General features: G+C 39.8%; 20 protein-coding genes and 1 pseudogene. 9 read left to right on the top strand and 12 right to left on the bottom strand.

Going from position 1 to position 25,641, the window contains the following annotated elements:
* Positions 1-24 precede the first annotated feature (24 nt).
* Positions 25-912: pseudogene (gene rluB, locus AS4_RS04070) on the top strand (23S rRNA pseudouridine(2605) synthase RluB); the annotation flags it as partial.
* A 1,146-nt stretch (positions 913-2,058) separates the two neighbouring features.
* Here rluB and AS4_RS04060 read toward each other — a convergent pair.
* From AS4_RS04060 to AS4_RS04035, 6 genes are all read right to left on the bottom strand, one after another.
* Positions 2,059-3,795 carry an ABC transporter ATP-binding protein gene (locus tag AS4_RS04060; protein WP_096733282.1) on the bottom strand — a complete coding sequence of 579 codons (1,737 nt, stop codon included), beginning with the start codon at positions 3,793-3,795 and terminating at the stop codon, positions 2,059-2,061.
* Positions 3,796-3,806: 11 nt separating this feature from the next.
* Entirely contained in the window at positions 3,807-4,946 is a 1,140-nt protein-coding gene (locus tag AS4_RS04055; RefSeq protein WP_096733280.1) for an ABC transporter permease, read from the bottom strand.
* An 8-nt stretch (positions 4,947-4,954) separates the two neighbouring features.
* The gene (locus AS4_RS04050) at positions 4,955-5,893 is read right to left on the bottom strand and encodes an ABC transporter permease (RefSeq protein WP_004722891.1); all 939 of its coding nucleotides are present in this window, start codon (positions 5,891-5,893) and stop codon (positions 4,955-4,957) included.
* Positions 5,894-5,907: 14 nt separating this feature from the next.
* Positions 5,908-7,917: a M3 family metallopeptidase gene (locus tag AS4_RS04045; protein WP_034610087.1), complete on the bottom strand. Its 2,010-nt coding sequence runs from the start codon at positions 7,915-7,917 to the stop codon at positions 5,908-5,910.
* A 67-nt stretch (positions 7,918-7,984) separates the two neighbouring features.
* Positions 7,985-9,793 carry an ABC transporter substrate-binding protein gene (locus AS4_RS04040; RefSeq protein WP_406565190.1) on the bottom strand — a complete coding sequence of 603 codons (1,809 nt, stop codon included), beginning with the start codon at positions 9,791-9,793 and terminating at the stop codon, positions 7,985-7,987.
* Between the two features lie 19 nt (positions 9,794-9,812).
* Positions 9,813-11,603, bottom strand: coding sequence for an ABC transporter substrate-binding protein (locus tag AS4_RS04035; protein WP_167468970.1), 1,791 nt, complete (start codon positions 11,601-11,603; stop codon positions 9,813-9,815).
* Positions 11,604-12,327: 724 nt separating this feature from the next.
* Between AS4_RS04035 and AS4_RS04030 the strand changes: the two genes are divergently transcribed.
* From AS4_RS04030 to AS4_RS04010, 5 genes are all read left to right on the top strand, one after another.
* Entirely contained in the window at positions 12,328-15,003 is a 2,676-nt protein-coding gene (locus tag AS4_RS04030) for a TonB-dependent receptor (RefSeq protein ID WP_197724424.1), read from the top strand.
* Between the two features lie 151 nt (positions 15,004-15,154).
* Positions 15,155-15,850 carry an energy transducer TonB gene (locus AS4_RS04025; protein WP_096733276.1) on the top strand — a complete coding sequence of 232 codons (696 nt, stop codon included), beginning with the start codon at positions 15,155-15,157 and terminating at the stop codon, positions 15,848-15,850.
* A 26-nt stretch (positions 15,851-15,876) separates the two neighbouring features.
* The gene (locus AS4_RS04020) at positions 15,877-16,731 is read left to right on the top strand and encodes a MotA/TolQ/ExbB proton channel family protein (RefSeq protein ID WP_096733274.1); all 855 of its coding nucleotides are present in this window, start codon (positions 15,877-15,879) and stop codon (positions 16,729-16,731) included.
* A gap of 14 nt (positions 16,732-16,745) precedes the next feature.
* Complete coding sequence (locus tag AS4_RS04015; RefSeq protein WP_034610077.1) at positions 16,746-17,171, top strand: ExbD/TolR family protein; 426 nt, start codon at positions 16,746-16,748, stop codon at positions 17,169-17,171.
* A 19-nt stretch (positions 17,172-17,190) separates the two neighbouring features.
* Positions 17,191-17,607 (top strand): ExbD/TolR family protein, encoded by a 417-nt coding sequence (locus tag AS4_RS04010; protein ID WP_004722903.1) that lies wholly within the window; start codon positions 17,191-17,193, stop codon positions 17,605-17,607.
* Between the two features lie 187 nt (positions 17,608-17,794).
* Here AS4_RS04010 and AS4_RS04005 read toward each other — a convergent pair whose 3' ends face one another.
* Positions 17,795-19,297 (bottom strand): CoA-acylating methylmalonate-semialdehyde dehydrogenase, encoded by a 1,503-nt coding sequence (locus AS4_RS04005; RefSeq protein ID WP_096733272.1) that lies wholly within the window; start codon positions 19,295-19,297, stop codon positions 17,795-17,797.
* Positions 19,298-19,486: 189 nt separating this feature from the next.
* Positions 19,487-20,827, bottom strand: a complete 1,341-nt coding sequence (locus tag AS4_RS04000; RefSeq protein WP_034610073.1) for an MFS transporter — start codon at positions 20,825-20,827, stop codon at positions 19,487-19,489.
* 474 nt (positions 20,828-21,301) lie between these two features.
* On the opposite strand from AS4_RS04000, the gene AS4_RS03995 reads away from it, so the two are divergent.
* Positions 21,302-21,853 carry a LuxR C-terminal-related transcriptional regulator gene (locus AS4_RS03995; protein ID WP_004722910.1) on the top strand — a complete coding sequence of 184 codons (552 nt, stop codon included), beginning with the start codon at positions 21,302-21,304 and terminating at the stop codon, positions 21,851-21,853.
* Between the two features lie 59 nt (positions 21,854-21,912).
* On the opposite strand, the gene AS4_RS03990 is transcribed toward AS4_RS03995, so the two are convergent.
* From AS4_RS03990 to AS4_RS03975, 4 genes are all read right to left on the bottom strand, one after another.
* A complete protein-coding gene (locus tag AS4_RS03990) occupies positions 21,913-22,257 on the bottom strand; it encodes a zinc ribbon domain-containing protein YjdM (RefSeq protein ID WP_034610071.1) in 345 nt (114 codons plus the stop codon).
* 112 nt (positions 22,258-22,369) lie between these two features.
* Positions 22,370-22,723 (bottom strand): DUF488 domain-containing protein, encoded by a 354-nt coding sequence (locus AS4_RS03985; RefSeq protein ID WP_096733270.1) that lies wholly within the window; start codon positions 22,721-22,723, stop codon positions 22,370-22,372.
* Between the two features lie 249 nt (positions 22,724-22,972).
* A complete protein-coding gene (locus AS4_RS03980; protein WP_004722915.1) occupies positions 22,973-23,419 on the bottom strand; it encodes an SRPBCC family protein in 447 nt (148 codons plus the stop codon).
* 148 nt (positions 23,420-23,567) lie between these two features.
* A complete protein-coding gene (locus AS4_RS03975) occupies positions 23,568-23,936 on the bottom strand; it encodes a ribonuclease E inhibitor RraB (protein WP_004722917.1) in 369 nt (122 codons plus the stop codon).
* Positions 23,937-24,147: 211 nt separating this feature from the next.
* On the opposite strand from AS4_RS03975, the gene AS4_RS03970 reads away from it, so the two are divergent.
* Positions 24,148-24,906 (top strand): ribosomal protein L7/L12, encoded by a 759-nt coding sequence (locus tag AS4_RS03970; protein ID WP_227548123.1) that lies wholly within the window; start codon positions 24,148-24,150, stop codon positions 24,904-24,906.
* Between the two features lie 141 nt (positions 24,907-25,047).
* Positions 25,048-25,629, top strand: a complete 582-nt coding sequence (locus AS4_RS03965) for a hypothetical protein (RefSeq protein WP_096733268.1) — start codon at positions 25,048-25,050, stop codon at positions 25,627-25,629.
* Positions 25,630-25,641: the final 12 nt, after the last annotated feature.

The raw sequence follows: 25,641 nt of genomic DNA, 5'->3' as shown, positions 1-25,641 counted from the left end.
GATTATTTCTAAGGTTATGCTGTCATGAGTGAAAAATTGCAAAAGGTACTCGCACGAGTGGGTTTGGGCTCTCGCCGTTATATGGAAGAGGTCATTGCCGCTGGTCGTGTAAGTGTCAATGGGCAGGTTGCTCAAGTGGGCGAACGTATTGAACCAGGTGATGAGCTTCGCATCGATGGTCGTAAAGTTCAGTTCCAAATTGAAGACGAAATTCGTCGTCGTGTATTGATTTACTACAAACCTGAAGGTGAAATCTGTTCTCGTAATGATCCAGAATCTCGCCCGACTGTGTTTGATCACTTACCCCCGATTTCCAATGACCGTTGGGTGATGGTGGGTCGTCTAGATATCAACTCAACAGGTTTATTACTTTTTACAAATGATGGTGAACTTGCCAATCGTTTAATGCATCCCTCAAATGAAATCGAACGTGAATATGCAGTTCGAGTCATGGGTGAAGTAACGCCTCAACTCAAAAACAACATGACAAATGGCGTTGTTTTAGATGATGGTCCAGCAAAATTTGAATCTTTCTCTGAAATTGGTGGTGAAGGGATCAATCGCTGGTACCAAGTCGTTGTAAAAGAAGGTCGTAACCGTGAGGTTCGCCGTATTTTTGAATCACAAGGTCTAAAAGTAAGTCGCTTGCTCCGTACCCGTTACGGCACTGTGATTTTGCCTCGTGAACTTCGTACAGGTCGTTGGATGGAACTTGATAAAACTGATATCGATAATTTAACCAAAGCTGTTGAACTTAAACCACGTCAAGGTACAGGTTTATTTGGTATGGCAAAACGTCGTACCGAACGTATGCAAGACAAACCTATGGCTGCGCGTCGTGGTGGATTCCTGCGTCAACAACGTCGTGATAGCGAAGGTGAAGAAACTCACAACCATCAAAATGATCGTCGTGATGCTCAGCCAAGTGCAAACCAATATGGTCAAAACCGCACTGAAAATCGCAATGAACGCTCTGAAAACCGCTTTAATAAAGCACGTTCTGGTGGCAACAGCTACAACAATGAGCGTGCGGACAACCGTGGTAATAGTTTTAATAGCAACCGTTCTGAAAACCGTTATGGCAATCAACAAAACCGTAATCGTTCAGAAGGCCGTTATAATCCAAACGAGCGTCTAGATCGTTCAGATCGCCAAGAACGTAGTGAACAACCTGAAAAGAAAAAACCGTTTGTTGTGACAAAAGGTTTTAAAAAGTTCTAAGTTCTGAATAGACTTAAAGAGCAAAAGCCACTATTTTTAAATAGTGGCTTTTTTTCGTTTAAACTATGCGCTACATCATGCATTAAGGTTTAAATATATTACTGTAGGCTATGCCTCAGCTTGTGCTGTAAACAAAACAGTGCAAAATCCTTTAAGCAATATGATCTTAATATGGTAATAACAGGATGAATAAAAAATACCTGATCCTCATTCCCTTATTTCTTATCTGGTTTATTGCGTCTATATCGATAGCATATCAAGGGCTGTTTTATTCAGAGTATCTGATCAATTTTCTTAGAAAGAAACCACAGGATTATGGTTATCCACTTTTTCAGGTTGTCATTTTATGCTCAATTTATGGCCTATGGATGTGGAGCTATGCCTATTTACTTTGCTCAGAAACAGCCATTCGCAGACCATTTCTTAGCTATACAGTCTGTTCAATCTTACCGATTGTTATTCCAGTCTATGGCGTAATAATACTGATTTACTCACCACCTGATATAATCACTTTTATTCTAATCAGTTGTGCAACCAGCCTATTTCATTTTTTATTATTGCCTATTCTTATGCCTATCTATCGCAAGTATATTTATCCTAAACAAAACGCATCAGTTTAATCTTGTTATATATCAATAAAAATACTCCTTACGCTACTACAACAGTAGCTCTCCCACTTAGAAAAAAAAGGGAGAGCTAGCTGAGACTAAATTAATTAACTTTAGTAAAACTCCTCCTTTTTCAAAGGTGAGAAGTATCAACTTCGCAAAGAGCAAGATTTAAAATCCTTCACTGACTGGCAGCAACTGAATCCAGCAGCTCTCACATAACAAAAATCTAAATCACCTGTCTGCTTCCTTGTGGAATTGAACTCAATAAGCGTTTGGTATAGTCATGCTGTGGTGACTGGTACAACTCATCCGAATTGGCAATTTCAACGATATCACCGTGGTTCATCACCATAATTTGATCCGAAATATATTTCACCACAGACAAATCATGTGAGATAAAAATATAACTTAAGCCAAATTCATCTTGCAGATCTTGAAGTAAGTTCAGGACTTGTGCTTGAACCGATACATCGAGTGCTGAGACGGATTCATCACAGATTAAAATTTCAGGTTTTAAAGTTAAACAGCGTGCGATTGCAATACGTTGACGTTGTCCCCCAGAAAACTCATGCGGATAACGATCAAAGGCTTGCGCAGGTAAGCTCACTCTTTCCAGTAATTCCAAAGCCATCTTTTTACGTTCAGTATTATTTGCACCAATTTTATGAACTTGCATCGGCTCCATCAAAATCTGCCCTACGGTAAAACGCGGATTAAGTGAGGCATAGGGATTCTGAAAGATAATCTGAATCTTACGTTGATACTGGGCAAACTCTTTTTCAGACATTGCCAAAATATCTTTACCTTGAAATAAAGCTTGGCCGCCAGAAGCTTGTTGCAAACGCATCAACAATAAACCAATAGTGGTTTTACCTGAGCCGGACTCCCCAACGAGCCCCAAAGTTTTACCTTTCGCCAGTTGGAAAGATGCCCCTTTGACTGCCTGAAATTCATCTTTGCCAAATAGCCCTTTACGGCTAAAAAATGATTTTTTTAAATCACGCACCTCTAAAATAATTTCTTCACCGCCAACAAGGCCGCGCTTACGCTCCGCAAAATCCACCTTAGGCAAACTCACTGCCTCAGTCACGGGTACATCTTGGGCTTGCATAAAATCACTAATGACCGGTAAGCGATATGGACGATACGAAAGTTGCGGACGGCATAATAATAATGCTTTGGTATAGGCATCTTGTGGCTGTTCTAAAACAGCTTTTGCTAAACCTTGTTCACGAATTTCACCATGACGCATCACAATCACTTCATCGGCAATTTCACTCACCAATGCCAAGTCATGAGTAATAAACAACATCGACATTTGACGGCGCTTACGTAAAGTCTCCAACAAATCTAATATTTGTTTTTGGATGGTGACATCTAATGCGGTGGTCGGTTCATCAGCAATCAGTAATTTGGGTTCACAGGCAATTGCCATGGCAATCATGACCCGTTGCTGTTGACCACCAGACAGTTGACTGGGGTAAGCATCAATCTTGCTTTCAGGGGATGGAATCCCCACTTCAGTGAGTAATTCTAAAGTGCGTAGTCGTGCTTGTTTACGCCCCATATTTAAATGGATACGCATAATTTCAGCGATTTGATCACCCACCGTAAATACAGGATTAAGTGATGACATCGGTTCCTGAAAAATCATAGCAATGTCTTTACCACACATTGCACGCATTTGTTTACTGCTTAAACTGAGTAAGTCTTTGCCTTCAAAAATAATTTTACTGTTTTCAGCAATACGAGATTGACCTTTGGGTAATAAACCCATGGTTGCCAATGAAGTTACTGATTTGCCACTGCCAGATTCACCAACCAAAGCCACGGTAGTATTGGCAGGAATCTGAAATGAAATACCTTTTACGGTTTCAATAAATTGCTTATTTTCACCCTTAAAACTCACACTCAGATTTTCAACACTGAGTAGCACAGGAGGTGTCGCTTGTTGTTCTGACATCTTTAAGCTCCTTATTTTAGTTTAGGGTCTAATGCATCTCGTAATGCATCTGTAAACATTGAAAATGCGGTCACAAGCACGGCCATGGCTACTGAGGCTGCCACCAATTGCCACCATTTACCTAAAATCAGCTCACTTTGCGCTTCATTCAACATACTGCCCCATGACACCACCCCCACAGGTACACCAAAGCCCAAGAAGCTTAAAATCACTTCAGACTTAATAAATGCAACCACCAAGATCGACATCTGAACCAAAGCAATATGACTTACATTAGGAAAAATATGCACGAACATCCGTCGGGTATTACTGACACCAATCGCTTTGGCTGCCAGCACATACTCGCGTGAATTATGTTTCATATATTCAGCACGAATTAAACGGAATACCCCAGTCCAACCTGTTAATCCAAGAATTAAAACAATGGAAAGAATGCCCTTTTGTTGCAGTACAGCGGCAATCGCCAATACCAACAATAGATAAGGTATCGAGGTAAAAATGTTATAAAACCAGTTTAGAACATCATCCACCCAACCACCAAAGTAACCAGCAATTGCCCCTAAGAATGTGCCGATTACCACGGCCAATAATGCCGAGACCAAGCCCACAATAATTGAGGTTTCTGCGCCTTTAATGGTTTTGAGTACAACATCCTGTCCCCATTTATCCGCACCAAAAGGCAAGGTTTGTTTGAGTTCACTTTGCTGATCAAGTAAATGCCCACCCAATTGCTGATCAATGGCTTTCATATCTTCTGCAAGTGGATCTTGAATACCGTAGTAGTCAATCGCACCACCTGAAGCTTGTTCTGTTGCAATTTCAGTATTTAACTCCTTGATCACATCTTTTAAAGGATCAACAGGATTTTCAGGTAAGGCCTCTACAGTTGCGGCTTTTTTTGCAGAATCTTGCGTGTTTTGATCTGCCCCGATAAATGTAGGTGGCGCATAACTCACGGCTACTTCTTTATTCCAATTTGATGCAATCACACCCGTCATGGAGAGTACCAATATGATGAAATAACACAGCAACACCAATAACGACAGCATAGCGATACGATCTGCTTTTAAACGTCGCATCGCCAATCGCCATAAACCGGGAGAAGTCTGTTGTTCTTGGGCGTCTACTTTTTTCGATAAAATTCCGAGCATCATCCCACCTACTTCAACTGTACGCGTGGATCAACCACTTTATAAATCAAATCAGCGATCAGGTTAAAAATCATGGTCGCAGCGGCAACATAGACCGTGATAGCTTTAATCACTGGAAAGTCGCTTCGTTCTACTGCAATAATGACTTCTCGCCCAATCCCCGGAATACCAAAAAATCGCTCAATTAAAAATGCCCCAATCAACAACGCTGGCAGGCTCGACATCACGTCAGTAATAATCGGAATAGATGCATTACGCAGTACATGTACACCTAAGATACGTCCCTCACCGACCCCTTTTGCCCGTGCAGTACGGACATAGTCCTGATTGACTTCATCTAAGACAAAGCTACGGTATAGACGTAAAGTCGGTGCAATACTCACCACCAACATGATTAAGATTGGCAATAGTGCGTATTGCAATAGATTTTCACTGAGACTATCGCTCCAACCTTGTACAGGAAACCATCCCAGCTTATAGGCAAGACCGTATTGAAATACGATGATATACACCAAAATACTGATCGACATCCCAATGGTACATAACAACATCACCATACGATCCGTCAATGAACCACGTACAGAAGCAACAGCCAAAGCCAGAATGATTGAAATTACAGTTTGTAAAATTGTCAGTGGAATAATGATGGTCAGTGATGGACCTAAGCGGGTCAGGATAATGTTTGAAACTGATTCCCCCGTACTCCAGCTATTGCCATAATCAAAAGTCAGGATTTGCTTAATAAAAATCCACAATTGAACGTAATATGGTTGATCTACCCCAAGTTGCTGACGAATATTTTCAATCTGTTCAGGGTTTGCCATTTTTCCAGCAAGGATATAAGCAGGATCTCCGCCAACCCAATTAAATAGAAAGAAAATCAGCAACACGACTCCCAACATGGTCGGAATCATTTGCCATATACGGCGCGTGATATATGCCAGCATAGTTCTAATTCCTTTTAATCACGTTGACCGGTAATTTCTTGAAAGAATGCCTTGTTATCCGGTTCTCTGCCCAAAAAATCAACCACCAGCTGCTCTGCTTTCTTTTGTCCACCTTGTGACAAAATCGCTTTACGATAACGTGCTCCAACCTCTGGATTATTTAAGTTATCGCCAAAAGCAGAAAGCATGTCTAAGGCCATCACTTCAGACCACATATAGCCATAATAGCCAACTTGATATCCGCCCATAATATGACCAAATTGTCCTGGGAATTCTGTGGTTGGTACATACCCTAAGGCGGTTTGGTTTTCGAGTTTTTTCCATACGTCTAAAGGCTGAGTTTTTAAAGCATCTGCGGTATGCAGTGCCATATCGTATTGTGCGTATAAGGTTTGACGAGAATAGAACAAGCCACGACCATAGTTTTTAACGGCTTTTAATTTGCCAATCAATTCATCATCGACACGTGGACAGGCTGGTTTGCAATAATCGGCTAAAGTCGACAGCGTTTCTTTACGGCGTGCCCATTCTTCATACATCTGTGACGGTGCTTCAACAAAATCTCGCTCGACAGAGGTACCAGATTGCGAGGCGTAACGGGTGTTTGACAAAATTCCATGTAAGGCATGTCCAAACTCATGCACAAAAGTTTCCAGTTCATCACTGTTTAAACCTTTACGGTTAAAGTTGGTGACTAAGGCTGAGATCGGTTTACGCTGGGTCAGGGTACTGCCACCCTTAACCCCCCACACCGCTGCATGACCATACTTTCCTTCACGTGGAAATTTATCGATATATAAACCACCTAAAAGCTGACCTGTTTTCCGATCTGTGACATCGTAATATTCAACTTCATCTTGCCAGACATCAACCTTGGCAGGCTTAAATTCAATCCCGTATAGATTTGATGAAATTGCAAATAACCAATCTTGTGATGCTTGAGTCGGGAAATATTCACGCATTTTTTCTTGGTCAATTTTGTACTTTTCTTGACGTAATTTTTCGCTCCAATAGCCCTCACTCCAACGGTTAATTTCCGCTTTTTCCACTGGAATATTTAAGGTCTTGGCTTTAAATTCACGCAGTGTTTGCACTTCTTTTTTCTCTAATGGCGCAACCGTACTATGTACCTCATTGAGGAATTTATTGACCGTTTCAGGATTCTTGGCCATACGGTTTTTCAATGCCCAATCGGCATAACTGGCTTTACCGAATAATTGTGCAAGTTCATGCCGTAAATCAATCGCTTGTTTAAGCAACACTAAATTCTTTTCAGTACCACGGCGGGTATAAGCAATTTGATAACGTTTACGCGCATCATCACTGTCTGCCAATTCCATAAAAGGACGGTATTCTGGGTAGTCAAAACCCAACAGGTAATTGCCTTTTTCATTTTTCTTTAGATTGGCAATATAGCTTTCTGGTAAGCCCTTTAGCTCGGCTGGGGTAAATTCTAATTTTTCAGGATTGTCTCGAATGTTGCGGGCATATTCTTGTTGAATCTTGGTCAATTCATCTAAAATCACTTTTAAACGTGCTTGTTTTTCTGCGGGAAGTTGTACCCCTGTATCTTCAAAACCATCTAAAATATCTTGGCGATATTTACGGTCAATCTCATCACTGGCTTTGGTTTTTTTAATTTGCTGATAAAGTTTTCCATCTTGATAGACTTCAGTTTGAAACTGACTGATTTTAACTTCACAATCCTCTGCGGCTTTACGTAAATCTGCGCTTGGGTCAACATTACTGGCTAAATTAATTGGCCCATAAAAATCTTCAAACTCTGCAAAAATTTGATCCCACTTTGCCAATACTGCTCCAGCAGGCGCATTATTTTTGAGTTTAACTTTGGCAAATTCAGCCAACTTGGTTTTAACGTCTGCAATTTTTGCATCACATTGGGCAGGGATATCTTTGGCCTGAAACTTGGGTAAAGTACTGCGTTCAGTTTCTGCAAAGGCCCATTGCCCCATACCCATTGACAACATACAGAGTGTGGTTAATTTAAATCGCTTCATTTTCATTTTCTCCAATCTTTCATTTATTCATTTTCAAATTTCAATCTGTTTATTTTTAAGCTTTTGATAGAGGTTATTTTTTCATATCAAAATACATCCATTCCGATGGAATAATCGGATGCTTTTTAAAGCCGATGACACGCGGTTGCGCCAAAGCATTGCGATAACGCGTCGATGCCATTTGTACCGGCATATACACTTCTAATATCCGCGCCATCTTATGATATAAAGCATCACGTTCAGGACCCGGTTTCAATTTTTGGGTTTGTTCATATAAGCGATCATATTCAGGAATTTTCATACATGCACTATTGGTTGCATGGATATTCTTTCCATAAAACAGCTGCATAAAATTATCTGCATCGGGATAGTCGGCAATCCAAGCTGATCCCTTAAACATGGTTTTACATTGTTTTTCAGCTTTTAAGCCTTCCGCAAAAGGTAAGGATTTGGTAGTCATTTTGACCTTGATATTGTCTAAAGTCTTTTTCCAAAATTCAGCACTTTGCTGACTACGTGTACTATTTCCATAAACAGTTAATTCGATCAGCAAGGGTTTGCCATTCGGCAAGGTACGCCAGCCATCGGCAGCAACCTTATAGTGATAACGATCTAACAGTAAATTGGCCGCTTTAACGGAATAAGGAATACTGGTTTTATAGTTTGGATCATGCCCAATCACCCCATAAGGAATGGGGTATTGTAAGCGTTGTGCATCACCCTTCATCAAAATCTTAATTTGATTATCAGGTGAAAAGGCCATTGCCATGGCACGGCGTAAAGCAATTTTTTCTTTACTCAAACCACCAACAACAGGGTTTTGCATATTCCAGTAATAATAATCAATTGAAGGATCGGCAATACGGGAAAGTTGAATACCTTTTTTAGCAAGTTCGGGTTTAAGCTGACCATCTTGGATGGCTTGAACACTGAGATCACCATCCAACACAAATAAGTCAGTTTCATCTTTACTAAATGATAACCAGCGTGATTGTGATTCTTCCATCACTTGAATATCGACCACACCGATTTGCGGCATTTTTTTGCCTTTCATCGCATCGACAATTTTTTGATCTTCTGGCGTAGATGCTTTGAAATCCCAAACATAACCACGATAATCTGGATTGGCTTTCAGGATAATCCGTGAGCCAGGTGTCCATTTTGCCAAGACATAGGGACCTGTTCCCACAGGATGGGCCATGGCAAAGCCAGACCGATCTCGATAGTGTTCAATCACTTCTCGTGCCACTGCACCAGCTGGTTGATGTGCCAACAGCATTGGGAAGTTTTGATCAACTTGTTTTAGTTTAATCACCAAGGTATAACGATCTGTGGCCTGAAGCCCTGCAACAGGTAGATCATAATTAAACTTGCCTGTTTTTTTAGCTTGCTCAAGCACTTTGTCCATGCCTAGAATTTTGTCATCAAACAACCAACTATTGGGCGAATGCAAACTTGGGTCTAACAACCGTTTATAAGAATAAACATAGTCTTGCGCGGTTAATTCACGGGCTTTGCCTTTAAATACAGGATCTTTGGCAAAATAAATTCCTTTTTGAATTTTAAAAGTATAGATTAAACCATCAGCACTGACTTCAGGCAGGCTCACCGCGGTACGGGGGACTAATTTGGCCGGTGTTGCTAAATAATCGTAGGTATATAAGCCTTCAAATATTGAATTATGCACATGCGCAGAATAAAGATCTTGGGTGCCTGCTGGATCAAAACCCGTTTCTGCAACGGGGAAAACATAACGTAAAACTTTATTTGGATCCGCTGGGCTTTTGGCAAATACATTCATCGTGCCTGTCAGGAGCATACCGCCCAAGAATGCACTGACCCCAATCTGCTTTAACTTTTGCTTTAAATCATCCTTCATCATTTTATTCAACTTCATCTGGTTATTTTTTAACTGGCTGAACATCAAGGTATTGCCAAACGGTATTGATCATTGGATGTGCTTTATAGCCTTGAACTTGTGGTTGCAACAGCCAATTGCGAATACGGGTACTATGAATAATCCAAGGGTTATCTGCCTCTATCTGCCGACTGATTTTTTCATAAAATGGCGTTCGTTGTTGTGGCGGTAAAGTTAACGCTTGCTGATACAGTGCATCATAAGCTTTGGATTGATAGCAACTTAAATTTCCTTTGCCTGAGTTTGGACCATAAAGCAATTGGGCAAAATTTTCGCCTTCAGGAAAATCAGCAATCCATGCCCCACCCCAAATCATATGTTTACACTGCATGGCCTCTTTTAAATTATCGGCAAAATTACTGACCTTAAACTCAACACGTACCCCAATAGCATCTAAGTTTTTCTTCCATAACTCAGAATGAATGACTGAGCTTGAGCTATTTTCAGTATTATATTTCAGCGTAAATGGCTGCCCGTTGGGTAAAGTTCGATAACCATCTTTACCTTTCTTATAACCAAATCGATCCAGTAATTTATTGGCCAATAACGGGTTATAGGCAACACTACTTCTATATTGAGCATTGTGCCCTTGTACCCCATCTGGTACCAACATTTCAGCTCTAACCGCTTGACCTTTATAAAGTTGCTTAATCGCTTCCTGTTGGTTATATGCCAAGGTAATGGCACGGCGTAGCGCTATTTTGTCTAGACTATACCCCCCCACAATCGGATCTTTCATATTGAACATGGTATAGGTGATTTCAGGGTCTTTATTGGGAAAATGCTGAATGCCCTGCTGTTTAAGTTCTGGTTTTAATTGTGTGCCGTTTAAAGCCTGTGGAACCGCATTTGAGGTTAATTTGTCAAAATCCAATTGGCCTGATTTAAATGCCAACCACCTTGACTGTTCTTCCTCAATAATACTCACGACAACCTTACCGACTTGGGGCATTTTTTTACCCGACATCTCTTTGACAAGTTGGTTATCCCATGCTGTACCTGTCGATTTATAATTCCAAATAAAGCCACGATAGTCAGGATTTGCCACCAGCTCAATTTTACTGCGTGGTACGTATTTACTCAGTTGATAAGCGCCTGTACCTACAGGATGCTGCCCGATACGATCACCATAAAAATCAACAACTTCACGCGCTGTTCCGCTAAAAGTGACATAGGCCAAAATATAAGGAAAATTATAATCTGCACGGGTTAAGGTAAATTGTAGGGTGTATTTGTCTAAAGCTTTAAGCCCTGTAATGGGCGCATCATAATTAAACTTGCCTGTCTTTTTCGCATTGGCAACCACTTGCTCTAAGCCTTGGATTTTGCCATCAATAAAAGAATAGGTAGGCGAATGATTTTTCGGATCACTCACACGTTGAATCGAATAAATGTAATCTTGGGCAGTCAGCTCACGTCGTTTGCCTTTGAACGCAGGATCATCGGTAAAATAAATACCGGGTTGTATTTTAAAAGTATAGACCTTGCCCTCTTGTTCTATTTTTGGCAATGCTTGTGCCGTATTGGGTACCAGTACCACGGGACGAGCCAGATAATCATATTTGAGTAAGGGTTCAAATATCGCCTCTGCAATATTTCCACTGTAGAAATTATAGGTTTTCACCATATCAAAACCATCATCTGGTGCTTCAAAAGCCAAATTCAGGATTTTATTCGGTTGTGCAGGCGTTTTCGCAATCGCCATTTCCCCACAACCCATTGCACCGACCAACAACGCAAATTGTAAAAGCTTGGATTCCAAATTCACACCTATGTATTTTTATTCATCAAATTATTTAAACAGAATACTGGCAGCACCATCATCCTGTCGATTGCTGCTTTGGTGCCGAACCAGAACGTTAAATTAACAATAGTGAAAAATTGAACGATATAACAGTATTAAATACAAAGCGAATATCATGCCACTACACTTACCCCTTCTAAATTTTGTTTATTTTTACCGTAATAAAATCACATTTATTCAATGATTATCTGTGACTGACATCCTATCGTCATCTTCAGCACCAATCTAAATATTAAATTCAGATATCATTTATCAGAACTACTCATAATGCACAATTTAAGTACACACACGTTCCAAAATTGATCACTTATTTTATCAAACACTATAAATAATCATTTAATCTTTTGATTTAAAATAATTAATAGCAAAAATAAAGCCATAATTAATAGTTATACCACTCATTAAATATAGTTAAACTCTTTAATTAACAACCCAATATAAAGAAAAACTAAAGTCTATTGAGTATTTTTTAATCAAATCTTCATATTGTATTAACATTAATCAGGGCGACTTCCAAACTTATTTTTCTACTATCAAGTCACGGATGAATAAGGAGATTAAACACTAGTCACGTAAATTCTTATCATTTTTTTGTATATTTTTAAAACATATAATTAGATAGTTGGCACTTGAATTGCTAGAAAGCAATGCAGCAATATCGCTAAGTACAAAAAAAAAACGGATGTCTGAAAATATGAAAGTAAACAAAAATGTTTGCACTTTGGGATCGCCAACGATGGGGAAAACGTTACTAAAATTAAGTACGCTTAGTCTAAGTATGATGTGCCTATCGCTAGCGCATGCAGCAGAAACTGAAGAAACAACACAGCCAATAAAAGTAGCCAAAGTCACCGTTACAGGGTCTTCAATTAAAGGGGTTGCAGCTCAAAGTGCTTCACCCATTACGATTATTAAAGGTGAAGATCTAGCCAAACAAGGGGTAACCACTGTCGAAGAAGCACTGACCAAAGTCAGTTCCAACCAAGCTGGTTTTTCTACCTCTCAAAATGTCGGTGCAAGTAATACCGAGGGTTCATCAGCCAATTTACGTGGATTAGGCACAGATAAAACCCTGGTCCTATTGAATGGACGTCGTCTGGCTTATAGTCCGTTTAGTACATCAACCACCAACCTTAATATTATTCCAATGGCAATGGTTGAACGTATCGAAGTTCTCCGTGATGGTGCATCTGCGGTTTATGGCGCCGATGCAATTGGTGGTGTGGTCAATTTTATAACCAAAAAATCTTTTGAAGGTCTCAACATCAGTGTGGGGGCAACTCAGCCCGAAGCCAGTGGTGGTGATAAACAAGATATTTCCATCTTTGGGGGTTATGGCAATCTAGATGAACAAGGCTTTAACATTTACGGTGTAGTCGATTATCGCAAAACCAACAATATCATGGCAAAAGACCGCAAGATCAGTCGCCGTGGTGGTGTAATTCCTGAACTCGGTTTAGATGCCAGCTCAGCAAATGCCTTCCCAGCAAATATTTTTGATCCCAAAAACAATATCTTAGCAAATCCATATGGCAATACAAATTGTAATAACACACCAAATGTCGCTGCCGATGGTGGGTTATGTTATCTCAATACCCAAGCACTGATTGGGATTACCCCAGAAGTTGAAACAATTTCAGCACTTGGCCGCGGAACCTTTAAACTTTCAGATAAATTTAATCTGATTGGAGAATATATCTTCTCACGTAACGAAGTTACCACTTCGATTGCGCCTGATGTATATAGCCGTTCAGTCACCTTACCCTCGACAAGTCAATATTATCCTGGCAAAGGCATTGTTCCTGCAGTGACTGGACTCAGCGATGGAGATTTACAACTCTATCTGCGTTCACAAGGTGGTAACCGTTCAGGCAAAACAACCAATGACTCACATCGTGCATTTGCAGGAATTGAGGGTGAAGCTTATGGTTGGGATATCAATGCAGGTTTAACCTATGCAAAAAGTGAAGCAACCGATAGCTTTAATGCGGGTTACCTCAATCAAAGTAAAGTTCAAGCTGCTTTAAATGACGGTTCACTCAATCCATTTGGCCCTTCAGCCGATGCTAATATTTGGAAATCTTTTGAAGTCAATGGGGATACCAATAAAGCCAGCTTAGACTCAACCTCTTTTGATGTCACTGTATCTCGTCCAATCTATACACTACCTGCGGGTGAAGTTGGATTTGCCTTAGGTGGTAGTTTTACCAAACAAAATTGGGATCAAAAAATTAATGCTGAGATCGTCAGACAAGTACCTGGTAGCGGTATAGATCCAGATAAACCTGTGAGTAAGGGTGATCGAGATATCTCTGCGGTATTCACTGAATTACATATCCCGATTTTAGCCAATTTAGAAGCGCAGCTTGCAGCACGTTATGATGACTATAGTGATTTTGGCGATACCTTCAATCCAAAAGTTGCTTTACGTTGGGAACCGTTAAAGCAATTAATGTTCCGTACCTCATACAGCACAGGTTTCCGTGCACCTAGCTTATATGACATCAACTCACCTCAAAGCCAGACCTTTACAGGTTCAAAATACAATGACCCTGTGCTCTGCCCCGGTGGTGCTGCAACTTCACCTCAATATCAAACTGAATGTAATGTTCAATTTAAACGTATGCAAGGTGGAAATCCCGACTTAAAAGCTGAAGAGTCAACATCTTATACTGCTGGACTTGTGTTTGAGCCAATCAAAAATCTGGTATTTACAGCAGATTACTACAACATCAAAGTAGACAATCTGATTGATACGATTACCGATTCAATTATTTTTGCTGACCCAAGTAAATATTCAAGCTTATTTGTCCGAGATGCAGACGGACGAATCAAATATGTGAGTACCACTTTGATCAATATGGGTGGGATTAAAACTCAAGGGGTTGATTTAAGTTTGAACTATCTTACGCCTGTGACTAAAACAGGGCGTTTTGGTTTTGGTATTGATGGGACCTATGTCATTAAATATGACAAACAAGAAGAGAAAGGCGGTGAATGGATCAGTCGTGCAGGTAGCTATTATAACCAACAAGTCTATTCCCGCTGGAAACATGTTGCCAATGTCAATTGGAGTTACGACAACTGGAAAATGATCTTTGAACAACAGTTTAGCCGTGGTTATAAAGACTCAAATTCTATTGGTGAAGCCAAATATGATAACCATCGAGTTAGCGACTACATCCTGTATAACATTGCGGGCACTTATAGTGGATTCAAGAACTTAGAACTCACTGGTGGGATCAAAAATATCTTTGACCAAGATCCGCCTGCGTCCAACGTGACTGATAACTTCCAATACGGTTATGACTCTAGTTATGCAGACCCAACCGGTCGAGCATATTACGTCAGAGCAACTTATAAATTCTAATTGGGCATTTCGCAAACATTGTCTAGGCCTAATCAAGTCATGGTGTTTGCGAAATTGATTCATTCACTTAGCCAAACAAAAGAATTGAACAGAATTTTTTTATCGTCTCTCTTTTACTATTTATTGTTTGTCTCTCATTTCAGGAGTAGCAATGGGCAAGAATTTTTCAGAATTAGAAAATAATTCTTCCAAACGCCTGATCGGGATTGGAGCAGTCATCTTACTGCATCTAATCATTCTCTATGGCTTGATTACGGGCTTATCCAAGACAGTTGAAAAACCAGCGGATAAACCTGTTGAATTACTGATTATTCAGGACAAAAAACCTGAACCAGAAAAACCAAAACCCATTGAAAAGCCACCAGAACTGCCAAAGTTGGTGGAGAAAGTGTTGAAAACACCAGAGCCAAAGCCGACTGAAAAACCAATGGAAAAACCTACAGCAACACCAAAGCAGACGGCTAAACCTACACCAACGCCAAAAACCTCAGAAAGTCTTGAGCCGACACCGACGGCAAAGCCAGAAACGACGTCAAAAACTGAACCTGCAAAACCCAAACCAGCAGGTGAAACTCGAGGTGTATCGAGTGGAGAAGCGGGTTGTAAAACACCCGAGTACACGCGTGAAGCTTTACAAAATGAAGAGCAAGGTGACGTTCTTATTTCGGTATTTGTGGGTAGTGATGGAAAAGTTAAAGAGGCCAAAGTTAAAAAATCGAGTGGGAGTAAAAGCTTAGATAAAGCAGCTGCGAAAGCTTATAGCTTATGTACGTTTAAACCTGCGTTAAAGAATGGTGAACCTCAAGATTCTTGGTATGACATACCTTATGAATTTGTATTGCAGTAATCAATTAAATAAAAATTTGGAGATAAATGATGAATAAAACGCTGAAATCTGTACGACTATTTGCTTCTGTTGGGATTTTAACTGCAAGCACCCTAATGCCTGTATCTAGTGTATTTGCAGAAGAAACCGCTGCAACGCCTGCGACTGTAACGACGACCAGTGAAACACATACACCACCACCTAAACCAGCAACAACACAAGCTGTTCACAACCCTTACGGTTTAGAAGCACTATGGCGCGAAGGTGATATTGTGGCTAAATCAACCTTATTTATCTTGGTGCTGATGTCGATTGGAACGTGGTACATCATGGTGACCAAGTTTATTCAGCAGGCAAAAATTAAGCGTCAAGGTAAAGAAGTTGAAGCCAAATTTTGGGATGCTGCATCAATTGACGGCGCTGCGGGAACGCTAGGCGAAGCAAGTGCTTATCGTTTTATTGCTGAAAAAGGCATTAACTCAACCAAAAAACATGGCGGAAACCTACTTGAGCGTATCGACTTTAATACTTGGGTCACAATGTCGATTCAACGTGCAATTGATAAAATTCAAAGTCATTTAAGTGGTGGTTTAGCATTTCTTGCAACTGTCGGTTCTACCGCACCATTCGTTGGTTTGTTCGGTACAGTTTGGGGAATCTATCATGCACTTACTGCAATTGGCATTTCGGGTCAGGCCTCTATTGATAAAGTTGCTGGACCTGTCGGCGAAGCACTGATCATGACTGCAATCGGTCTTGCTGTAGCCGTGCCTGCGGTACTTGGTTATAACTGGCTCACCCGCCGTAATAAAGCAGTATTGGATAATGTACGTACTTTTGGTTCTGACTTACATACTGTTTTACTCAGTGGTGAGATCAAAAACAGTGGTGATGCGAAATAAATGAGGTATCTATTATGAGCATGACAGTCAATTCAGGCAGTGACGAAGATGATGTAATTTCAGCGATTAACACCACACCTTTGGTGGATATTATGCTGGTTCTGCTGATTATATTTTTAATCACCGTCCCCGTTGCCATTCACACGGTTCCAGTCAAGTTGCCTGAGGAAAAAAATACACCATATGTCACCAAGCCGATTAATGTACAAATCGCGGTCAATAAAGCGGGGGATATTTTTTGGAACGAAAAGTATATCGCAGATAAAAATACACTGATCAATCGTTTACAGGCTGAGGCAGCAAAACGCCCACAGCCAGAGGTACATATTCGTGGTGATCAAGTGACAAAATTTGAAGCGATTGATGAAGTCATTAGTGCTACTAAGCAAGCAGGTATCGGCAAAATCGCGTTTGTCACGACACCTGTTGCCGCACCATAATCGGGAGAAGGAACAGTTTATGGGTATGAATGTAGGTGCCAATAAAGACGATGATGATGTGATGTTAGATGTCAATATGACACCACTTATTGATGTGATGTTGGTGTTGCTGATTATGTTTATTATCACCATCCCAATTCCAAATAATGCGATCAATATTGACTTGCCCAATGGCGCACCACCACCGACCAATGAGAAGCCACCTGAGCCAGTCACCTTACGTATTGACCCTCAAGGTAAAATCTTTTGGAATGATCAAGCTGTTGAAAATAAACAAGCGCTAGAAGTTTTATTTGCGGGTGTTGCACAGAAATCAGATCAAGATCCGATTAAAGTGCAGCCCGATAAACTGACTGAATATAAGGATGTGGCAATGGTGATGGCAGCCGCGCAACGATTAAATGTTAAAAAAATCGGAATTGCAGCAAGCCAATAATATTTAAGGGATGAACAAAGCTGCACAGTGCAATCGACTTGCAGCTTTGAGGCCTTGATCTATGCAATGTTTCTAAATTGTTTATTCATAGCGCAACATTATAAAGAACACAACACTCAATATATCTCACTTTCACTCACAGCTAAAAAAGCCAGCATCTGCTGGCTGATCATCGACATGGAATCAATTAGGTGATTTTAAATGCCAAAGAAATGGCTTGATCTTGTTGTTCAGGATCAGGCCATTTTTGTGAAACAGATTTTAACTTGGTATAGAAACGAGCGGCATCTGGACCATATAAATGCGACTCACCAAATTTTGAACGTCGCAAACCACCAAAGTTAAAATAACTCACTGGAAGTGGTACAGGCACATTAACACCAATCATGCCCGACTCAACCTCCATAAAGAAGCGGTGTGCTGACTTTCCATCACGGGTAAAAATCACCGAACCATTGCCATATTCATGGCTATTGGTCACAGCAATTGCCTCATCTAAACTATTGACGCGTAAAATTCCTCGCGCTGGACCAAAAACTTCTTGTTGATAAAAATCCATATCCATAGAGAGATAATCAAATAAAGTCGGGCCAATATAATAGCCGTTGGCATACTCTGGATGTTTAAAATCACGACCATCCACCACCAACTCAGCACCATCTGCAATACATTGATCAATTGCCTTTAAAACAGATTGTTGCGATTGCGCACTAATCACCGCACCAAAATCTGCAGTCGGATCATTGTATGCGCCAACTTTCAATGCTTTGATTTTTTCTACGATACGTTGGCGTAAGTGATCTGCCGTTTCAGCACCTACGGGAATCAATAGTGATACCGCCATACAACGCTGGCTGGCTGAACCAAACCCTGCTGAAACAAAGGCATTTGCAGCCGCTTCAAGATCGGCATCAGGCATCACCACCATGTGATTTTTCCCGCCAGTAAATGCTGCAACACGTTTGTTATGTGAGGTGCCTTTTTGGTAAACATATTCCCCAATCTGTGTAGAACCCACAAAGCTCACAGCTGCGATTTTAGGATGTTCAAGTAATGCATCGACTGCTGTTTTATCCCCTTGTACAACATTAAATACATCGTCTGGGAGACCGGCTTCTTTCCATAACTCTGCAAAAAATAATGCAGCCGAAGGCACTTTTTCAGACGGTTTCCAAACGATTGAATTCCCCACAGAAACAGCCATTGCTATCATGACAGCAGGAATCATGATGGGAAAATTAAACGGGGTAATACAGCCCACCACACCCACAGGAACCCGTACAGAAAACACATCGATGTCGCCTGCAACATTACGTGCATATTCACCCTTTGTAATCTGCGGTGCATTACAGGCAAATTCAATTCCTTCAATCGCACGGCCAATTTCACCGATTGCATCGGCAATGGTTTTGCCATGTTCACGACCAATGATTTCTGCCAATTCAGCTGTTTTGGCAATCATTAATTCACGTAATTTAAACAGAACTTGCAAGCGTGTGGCATGTGAAGCTTTTGCCCATTTTTTTGCGTTTGCTGATGTCGCAGCTTTTACCGCAGTATCAATCACGGTTGCATCGCCATAAGCACAACGCGCAATTTCTTCACCTGTAGAGGGATTAAATACTGGGCCTGAATGTTGAGTTTCTGTGATATGACGGCCTGAAATATAATGTCCGATCAAAGTATTCATCCTGATTTTCCTTCACGTTGCGACTGAAACTAAATTTAAAATGCTACTGAAGTCGGTCTTTCCATGACCGCTTTGGCGAGGAAGCCCCATATTCCCAAGACCGATAAAGGAAATAATCATATTCATTCCTGAAAATTAAGCGTGGTAAATTGAATGATTGATTGCAGTGCTTTGAATCACTACTTTGCATTAAACAGACAATTTGCTTTTCACTGATTTACGCTGTCTCGCTGGGCTAAGATCATCACGCTTCATAAAGAAGCTACAGAAGATTGCGAAAATCGCCATACTCATGATGTAGGTAATAATCAAATGAGGACTACCATTACCAATACTTAATAATTTGGTGGCGATCAATGGTGCAAGTCCACCGCCTAATACACCTGCGAATTGAACTGAAATCGAGATGCCACTGTAGCGAATTTCGGCAGGAAACTGTCGAGCAAATAACTGAGACTGTGGCGCATACATGATCGGAAACACCACGCCGATTGCTAAAACAATTGCGGTCCATACCAAGACTGGGTCCTTGGTATCCAACATGCTAAAGAACGGATAGCAATACAATGCAAGGACCACTAGACCAAACATAAACATATTACGCTGCCCAACTTTGTCGGATAGATGTCCACACAATGGCGTCATCACCATGATTAAGCCTGCACCACAAATCGTTGCAAACAAAATGTCTTGGCGAGGAATACCCAACTTGGTTGTGGTGTAGGCTAAGGCAAAAGTAGAGGCAATATAGAACCATGCATTTTCAGCAGCACGGGCAAAGATAATCGTGAGTAATTCGCGTGGATGATTTTTAAAGACCTGCATTGCTGGAACTTTAACTTCTTGTGCTTGTTGTTTTACTTTTTCAAAATCTGGTGACTCAGGCACTTTGACACGGATATACCAACCCACACCTAATAATAAAATGCTGGCAAGGAAAGGCAGACGCCAGCCCCAACTAAATAAACTTGCTTCGGGTAAAAGTGAAACCAAACCCAATGCGATAGAGGCCAACATTAAACCACCACCAGCACTTGCTTGAGGTAAACTTCCCCAAAAGCCTTTACCGCCTTCAGGAGCATGCTCCACAGCCATCAACACGGCACCACCCCACTCGCCGCCCATTGCCATACCTTGAACAAAACGCAAAATTACCAGAAAAAATGTCGCCCAATATCCAATACTTTCATAGGTTGGCAATAGACCAATTAAAACGGTAGGAATCCCCATCATAATCAGTGTGGTTAGCAGCATGGTTTTTCGACCAATTTTGTCCCCAAAATGACCAAAGATAATACCTCCCAACGGACGTCCAATAAAGCCAACGGCGTATGTGGCAAATGCAGCCAAGACACCGGTTAATGGATCAAGATTGGGGAAAAACAGTTTATTGAAAATTAATGCTGCGGCTGCACCGTAAATAAAAAAGTCGTACCACTCGATTGTCGTTCCAACCATGCTGGAAATACCCGCCAGACGGTGTGAAGACTTTTTCGGTTGTTGAGGACCTGATCCTTGTATATGCTCCATCGCTACCTCGCCCAATTCTTAGTATTGTCATCCATTCATCACCTTAGAGATAATCCATCCTGATTATATTTATTAAGGTGATCTAATTCTTTTTACATAAACAACTTAAAATAAGAAGCCAAGATTAATATTGATTTATCCTGATAAAAAATTCTAAATAACCTCAGTGCTTCTCATCATCAATGTGAATCAATTGCTTTTTTCAGTCAACACCCTTAATTACTTAAGTAGTTTTTAAAATTTAATAAATAAATTAAATACAATAACTTATACAAAAACATGCCAATATAGACTAAAGTTAAATATAAAAAATGTGATCCATTACAAACTATTCAAAATACTAAATTTATATGTATAACAACACAAAAATAATCTATTTAGTTTTCATCATATTATAAAAAATCAACGATCGAATACTTGTTATTTCTCGCTATCGCGTTATATTCATTATTATACTAAGTAAGGATGCTTATTATGAACTATAATAAAATCGCATTTGATTTTAGCCCTGCACCAATTGTTGTATTAAGCTATCGCCACATGATGGAAATGAATGCTGCATTTGCCAATCTGTTTGGCTATGAGCGTGGCGAATTAATTGAGCAATCCATAGTCAAAATTTTTCCTAGCCTTGAGGATTATGAAAAGGTCGGGAATGATGCATTACAAAGCTTATTGTTAAAAAAAAGCCATTATTATTCTGATCAGCGCTTTATGCAGCACAAAAATGGCGAAATCTTTTGGACACATACCCATGGGCAAACCTTAACACCTGAAGATCCCTTTAAATTGATGGTCTGGCATTTTGAACGTAAAGATCAGGTGTTGTCTTCTAAGCAAAAATTGACTAAACGTGAATCAGAAATTACTCAATTGATTGTCAATGGATTTACTTGTAAAGAAATTGCACGAAAATTAGAGCTGTCACATCGGACCATAGAAGTGCATAAAGCAAATTTAATGAAAAAGTTGGGCGTTCGCTCCAAAGCAGAACTGACCTCAAAAATTATTATTCGAGAAAAATGATATAGACAAAAAAATGATCACAGTTGAATTGCTGTGATCATTGATGAACCTCAAAAAAATTAAGCTTTTTTCACAAATTCTGACTTTAATTTCATGGGACCAATGCCATCAATTTTACAATCAATATCATGCCCATCATTACTGTCTACCAGCAAACGAATACTTTTGACTTTGGTTCCTACCTTAACCACTGCAGAAGAACCTTTAATTTTTAAGTCTTTAATCACTGTCACTGAATCACCATCTGCCAAGATATTGCCAACAGCATCTTTAATCGTCACGCTGTCATCTGCTGTTACTTGCTCGCCATCTTTCCATTCATAGCTACATTCTGGGCAAATCAATAAATCGCTATCTTGGTAGGTATATTCTGAATTACATTTTGGACAATGTGGCAAAGACATAATAAGCTCAACTTCGGTTCAAATCACAATCATAGCATTTTAAGATTTTTCATCAACTTAAAAACCATAATAAATATAAGGAATAATTTAAAATCAACCGTGATCATTAAAACTAGGCTTTATGATTTAACACATCCAGCAAAACACTGACATGATTTCGCCCTTGATTTTTGGCTGCCGTTAATAAGGTTATAGGACCGTGTGCTATCAGTTTCCGCAACTCTTCTAACTGTACTGTAACCTGTGATAATTCAATGCGATAACGTTGTTGAAACTCATCCCAACGGTTTTCGCTATCCTCGTGATACCATTTTCTGAGTTCATTGGACGGGGTAATTTCTTTCGGCCATAAGTCAATCTTAGCATCGTCTTTTTTAATACCACGTGGCCACAAGCGATCAACCAGAATTCGTTGACCATCTGTTTCTGAGATCGCATCATAAATTCGTTTGCTATAAATCGTCATTGTTATTCCGAACCGAAGTTATTCTAAAATTATTCCAAATGATGAAAAATATGGTTGTGTAAAGTGACAATGGGGTCATAAAAACACCTTGTCCCCCCATCACAGCTTAGCCTGCAAACATAGGCGAGGCTTGGTGCTTACTCAGGCAATCAATGATTGAATTGTATTGCCCGTTTAATGGATGATAGATGAATGATATAAATACCAAAGCAGATCTATAGCGATAGTTTATAGGTCACTCACGCGAGTTTATTGATCTGGAATTGTTGGATTGACCAAGAGACCAAGTAATTGCAAAGACTCTTGCCATCCCAAATAACAAGCCTCAACAGGAATCACTTTAGGAATACCTGACTGGGTAATATTGACTTCCGTTCCGACAAGCACACCTTTTATTTCAATGATTACTTCAATTTCGCCAGCGAGTTCAGGATTATCAAATCGATCAAAATATCGTATGCGTTGGTTGGGAATCAGCTCCGCATAAGTTCCACCAAATGAATGGATTGTACCTGTAGAGAAATTGGTAAATGACATTCGATAAGAACCACCAACCGTAGCATCCATTTGATGAAGTTTTGCTGTAAAACCATGCGGAGGCATCCACTTTACAATTGCATCTGGGTCTAAGAAAGCTTTATAGACTCGCTCTGGTGGTGCACTAAAAACGCGATGTAACTTTACCGTATTACTCATACTCATTTCCTTGACTATTATTGTTGTTGAAAATCAAGTTTAGCGCTGTACAAAGCTTTCATTTGTATGGTTTGAGTAGTCTGAAACTTAAAAAAAAGCATATCAACAAGGATATGCTTTTAAAACAATATGCGTCATCTAAAGACCATTATTCTTCATCGTCTTCATCATCAAATATATAGGTTGTACATCCCCAACCATCATATTCACCTTCAAACTGCTCAGCAATTTTACTAAACCATTGCTCTAAATCAACAACATCTTCGTAGTCTGGAATCAGATGAACATAAACTGTAATCACCCATTCATTGGGTTGCACTTCTTCATCCAAATACAGTGAAATTTTTTGCTCTTCGTGTAAAAGATAGATTGCACATTTTTCAGCGAGTTCTTGTGTTTTAAAATACACAGAAAACTCGATTTCATGTACCTCTTCTAAATCATCACCATCTTCGTGCATTTGCCAAAGTAGATTACCGTTATCATCTTCTGGGAATTTTTCAAAATCACGAGTCATGGCCAAGCCCTCTTTTAAGGTTATAAATATTATGACTTTTACAATAGCAAAGTTTTATGACAGTTTTAAAATATTGCTTATTCGCACACAAATTACTACTTTTATTTGGCATCAATTTGTAATAAAAATTGAATTAATTCTATGATTAATAAAAATTCATATCTATTGTTGATCTATATTCATTGATGATTAAACCAATAATGAAAGGTGCATGATGCCAAACTTTAACCCACAACAACGACAAGAAATTCTGTTACTGATTCAACAAGGTCGTAAAGTTGAAGCAGTTAAATGGGTCAAAGACCATTCAGATTTAGGCTTGAAAGAAGCCAAGGATTATGTAGAAAATCTGACAGAAAACGCATACAACTTCGCATTTGCAGATACAGCTCAAAGTGATAGTTCCCGTGATATACACTTGCAAATTCCTCAACTAGACATTCTTGCCCTGATCCAACAAAATCGTAAAATTGAAGCGATTAAACTGGTCATGGAACGTTCAAACCTTGGGCTAAAAGATGCCAAAGACTTTGTAGAACAGCTCACTGAAAATCCCAATTTAGCCATCAATCAGTTTCAGTTCGATGATGATTTTTATGACAGTCAGCATCCTCGCTATAAAGCAATTCAGTCGAATTTTGAAACTGGTGAAATCTATGTGTTATATCAAGATCATCAAAAAGTGTTGATTGATGAACATCATCCTGACTGGGATGAAATTATGCGTCATTTTTCGCAAGGTGAAACATATGATTCGGCTGCTGCCTACATTGCTGCAATGAAAGCCAAAGCACATGATAGTGCTGTCAATTCGACACATAATGTTCAGTCAATTCCCCGCCCATCCAGCGTGACAACGCAACCTGTCGGTATTGAAGATCAAACCAAGAAAAAAGGCTTACCTATTGTTATGCTTGTTGTGATTGCGATTGTTGCTGTGATTGCCTATCAATTTTTTATCAAGCAATGAGATGCAACACCGCGATAAAATTTAAGATGGCAATAAGATTGAATATGCAATGCAAGATGACGAATAAAGTTTAAAACAGTTAAAAGAAAGCCATTCAACTAAACGCTATTGTTCTCATCATTTAAATTATTCGAGGTGCGTATGTACCAATTGAATCAAACACAATTACAAACATTGCTTGATCTGCTTGAACACCATCAAACAGAACAAGCTGAGCAATTTCTTATTGCACAACTTCAACTAGATCCAACCGCAGCAAAAAATTTAGTCCTCATCCTACATGAATCCCCAGATGCGCTTCAGGCTTTTAAAGCAAACCCTCAAATTTTATCAGGCGAAATGCCGAATATAAAAAATGAAAGCAAGGCTTTTGAATTCAACTTTTCATCAAGTACGGTGAAAATGACCAATCAGGATGGTAAGACCATTGAAATCAATGATCAACATCCCGACTGGCAAGAGATCAAAAAACAATTCCAAATCGATTTGACTCAACCAGATGCTTTATCCAAATTTGCCGAAAATTTTATGCAAGGACAGACGCAAAACACCTCATCACAAGCAAAGTCTTCATCTTATGATTCAACAAGCCCTACTCACGCTTCGGTTCAAACCTCAGGGGTGGAAGACTTGAGTCATCAGAATAAATCCAGCAGCATGCTGCTATTGATTGGGTTTCTTGTTTTGATTGGGATTGCAGCATTTTACTATTTTAAAACATGATTGATCAGTACG

Origin of the sequence: Acinetobacter guillouiae, assembly GCF_002370525.2 — a bacterium.
Lineage (GTDB): Bacteria > Pseudomonadota > Gammaproteobacteria > Pseudomonadales > Moraxellaceae > Acinetobacter > Acinetobacter guillouiae.
This window is presented reverse-complemented; position numbering and strand designations above follow the sequence as displayed.